Raw genomic sequence first — 3711 nt, forward strand, 5'->3', positions numbered from 1 at the left:
TTTTAGCGTTGTTGGTGACATTGCCGCTGCTTCTCAACGTGAGGTTTTTAGCGGCTTGTACCGTGGCGTTGTTGGTGAAGTCATCGGTCAGAGTGATGCTCATATCGCCGTTTGAGAGGACTTTGCCTTCACCTGTGAGGTTCTTGGCGGTGATGGTGTTGCTTGTCCCTGCAATCACGGTGCCATTGGTGTTGGTGATGGCAAGGGTTTGCGGTGTGTTTGTTGCGGCATTCGGGTCTTTGACCTCAATGACTTTGCTCGAAGTCAACAAGCCGTTGGTGTTGTTGACTGTGCCGCCGCTGGTAATAGAGAGGGTTTCATCAGCGCGAATCGCACCCGTTGTGTTGTCTACCGTATTGGCAGTGAGTACGACTGTGCCACTGTCAATGCCTTTGTCTGTGGCATTAGTGTTGGTGTTGATGACGGTTGCGGCGTTAATCGTGGTCGTGCCACCTGAGCGAATCAGGCTGTTGTCGTTGTTGACTGTACCCGCACCCACTGCGATATTGGCGTTGCCCACGGTGATGATTTGACCGCCACGGTTGTCAATGCCTGTGGCAGTGATGGTGTTGTTGGCTTCACCAATGATTTGCCCACCCGTGCTGTTGGTGATTTGTGCGGCGTTGATGCTGGCATTGCCTTTGCTACTCACATAGCCCGCGCTGTTGTTGAGGTCGCCCGAATCGACTTTGAGTGTGCCTCCCGAAACAATACCGCCTGTTGTCCCGCTATTGGTATTGGTGAGGGTTTGACCGTTGGTGTTGATGGTCAAGTCGTTCGAGCCTTGAATCAGACCTGCGTCATTGGTCAATGCCCCTGTTGTTAGGACTGTGCTGCTTCCCGATACCGTGCCTCGTGTGTTGGTGAGGGTGTTGTTTTGGGTATTGAGGTGGACAGCTGTGCCTGCGACTTTGCCATCAGTGTTATCAAACGCCGTGCTGGTGATTTTGGTGGTTGCGACTGATTGGATAGAGCCTTTGGCGTTGTTGACGACACCACTTTGTACGGTTAAACCTGCGCTCGTTGAGGCAATCGTACCTTGTGTGTTGTTCAGGGTTCCTGCATTGAGAACTTGCTCGCCCGCGCTGCCTATCGTGCCATTATCATTGAGTACCGCCCCGCTGATATTCGATGTGAGCGTGCCGCCTGCGGTGATTTGGCCTTTTGAGTTGGTGAGGCTGTTGGCGGTTATGTCAACATTGCCGCTTGAGCCAAACTTGCCCGCTGTGTTGGTGATGCTGTTGGTGTTGATACTCGCTTGGGTGCTCGTAATGGTGCCGCCTGAGTTGTCGAGCGCACTGCCTGTGACTTTGAGTTTGTTCAGATTGAGCGTGGCACTGTTGGTCAAGCCATTGCTGCTGGTTAAGTCAATACCACCATTGGCGGTGATTTGACCCGCATCGTTGGTGACTTGTCCCGCAACATTGATTAAGCCATCCGCTAAAACCACAGGCGCAGGTTGTACGACGATGGCACTACCACCTCCCGAAGCCGTTGAGGGTGTGTTGGTTGTTCCTGTGCTTCCGCCCTCGCCTCCTGTCCTCCCGCCTGTTGAACCCGTACCGCTACCGCTGCTGATCGGCTCATAACCAATCAAACCACCATTGATATTAGACAGACCGCCCGCATTGAGCGCAAGGGCTTGGCTGCCTGTTTGTTGGATTTTACCCTTGGTATTGTTCAGGCTGGCAGCGTTGACTTCAACCCGCTGGCCATTCATGACCCCATTGCTGTTGTCGATGCCAGTGGCGTTGACTTTGAGTTCACGGCCTGCGGCGATGGTGCCACTGTTTTGTACGGCATTGGCAATGATGTGGTTGTTGCCTTGGCTTGAAATCGTCCCGCTGTTGACCACGCCCGTGGTGTTGATGGTGACGGCATTGTCTGCGCCATTGGCATTGATGATGCCTGAGTTGGTGAGCATCCCGTTGCTGCTGATCGCCACATTGCCCGCGCTGGCGGCCAATTGCCCTGCATTGTTGACCCCCAAACCCTGCTCTGTGCCGACGAGGGTGATTTTACCCGCGTACATGCCCCCAAGGGCGGCTGTGTCGATGGCATAGCTTGGGGCTGCACCCGTGCCTGTCATGGCTGTCGCTGTGCTGTTGGTCGCGTCAATCTGATTCGCGCCTGTGGTGACTTTGAGGTTGTTCGCCCAAATGCCTGCATTGACTTTAACTGAGCGAGCGAGAATGTCGGTGTAGTCAGAGCCACGGGTGTCCAAACCTTGGCCGTCTACGGTGATTTGACCTTGGGTGACACGGTAGCCTTCAAGTGAGCCACCGTTGATGATGGGATTGCCCGTGGTGAGCGTGGTGCGGCTGGCATTGATGAAGCCACCACCCGACACTGAGATGCCCGCAGGATTGGCCAAGATAACCTCGGCTTTTTGCCCGGCGACTTCAACATACCCATTCAGGTAGGATGGGTTGGTGCTGTTGACGTTATTAACAATCACCCGTGCTGAACCCGTGGCGAGCCAAGGATTGCTCTGTACATAACCTGCGATTTGCGTATTGGTCGCCGTGCGCGAGTTGTTGAGCACCACACCATTTGAATTGACATCAAACTGCTTGTATTGATTAACCGAGACGCCTTGCGCTGATGGCGTCTGAATATTGACCTGCGTCACACCACTGGCTGTGGTGAGCACCGTAGCCTGCTGGTTACCTGGTGCCGTCGGGTCCGCTATCACTTGGGCCTGCACAGGTAAAACAACAGCCGTGCCAAACGCGAGCATCAACAAAAATGAGAGCGACTGAAGCGCACTGCTGCCCCAGCCATTTGCCACGCCACCTGATGATTCTGCTGCGGCTTTACCATTGGCCGTTGTATTCTCTGATACGACGGTGAGCTGACCGAGTTTGCGGCTGAAGATGACTTTAAATATGTTGCGGTTCATTATGATAATTCCTGTATTAATTGCTTGATGTCATTAAGAGGTTGCGGTTTAAAACGCATAAGATAGATTAAAGCCAAGGGCAAACTTGGCAGTGTTGAAGTATTCAGGCTTCTTGATGGGTGTACCAGCAAACAAGTCGTATTGCAGATCACCACCGAGTTTGACTTGACCTCGAAGGCCCAGTGCGCCACCAATCATGGTTTGACCCAACAAGTACTCTGCGCTCGGCCCTGCGACGTGACCCGCGTCCACGGCAGCGTAAAGCTGATGACCCTGCGCATACGTCCACGTGAGTTCATTGCGGCTGTACCAGCCACGCTCTGCGGCTAGGGTCATTTTGCCGTCAAAGCCCCTCACCGTACTTCTGCCGCCAATGGCGATTTTGTCTTGTGGCGTGAGCGGGGTTTTGTTCCACTGGAAGTGGTTGCTGGTACTAAAACCGAATGACGCGTTCTTGATTTTGAACGGCAGAGTGAAGCCCACGTCGGCGGTGATGATTTTCATACGACTGGTGCCTTCACCGAAGACTTCTTCGGGCGCTGGCAAAGCGTTCTTGGCACCCGTGCCTCGTTTGTACGTAAGGCCGAGGTCAAGTGTGGCGTTGCCAATGTATTCTTTGTGGGTTAAACCCAGCTCCCAACCCGCTGTTTTACGACGCTGCACCTCGATTTCAGTGTCGTCGATGTAGTTGTCTGAGTAACGTGTCCAGCCTTTGATCGAGGCGGTGGTTTTGCGGTGGGCGTCGCGGTAAACCATGCGCGAGAGCTTGAGGTCTTGCGTGCGGCTATTGCCCGAGTAGTTGTATGTTT

At 53.8% G+C, this 3711-nt stretch carries 2 protein-coding genes; both read right to left on the reverse strand.

Annotated elements, in window-relative coordinates; genetic code table 11:
* The coding region (locus tag IE082_RS10905) for a two-partner secretion domain-containing protein (RefSeq protein WP_189493942.1) at window positions 1-2902 on the reverse strand (2902 nt) is incomplete at its 3' end.
* 48 nt (window positions 2903-2950) lie between these two features.
* The coding region (locus IE082_RS10910; RefSeq protein WP_189493943.1) for a ShlB/FhaC/HecB family hemolysin secretion/activation protein at window positions 2951-3711 on the reverse strand (761 nt) is incomplete at its 5' end.

It is taken from the genome of Formosimonas limnophila, assembly GCF_014652675.1.
GTDB lineage: Bacteria > Pseudomonadota > Gammaproteobacteria > Burkholderiales > Burkholderiaceae > Hydromonas > Hydromonas limnophila.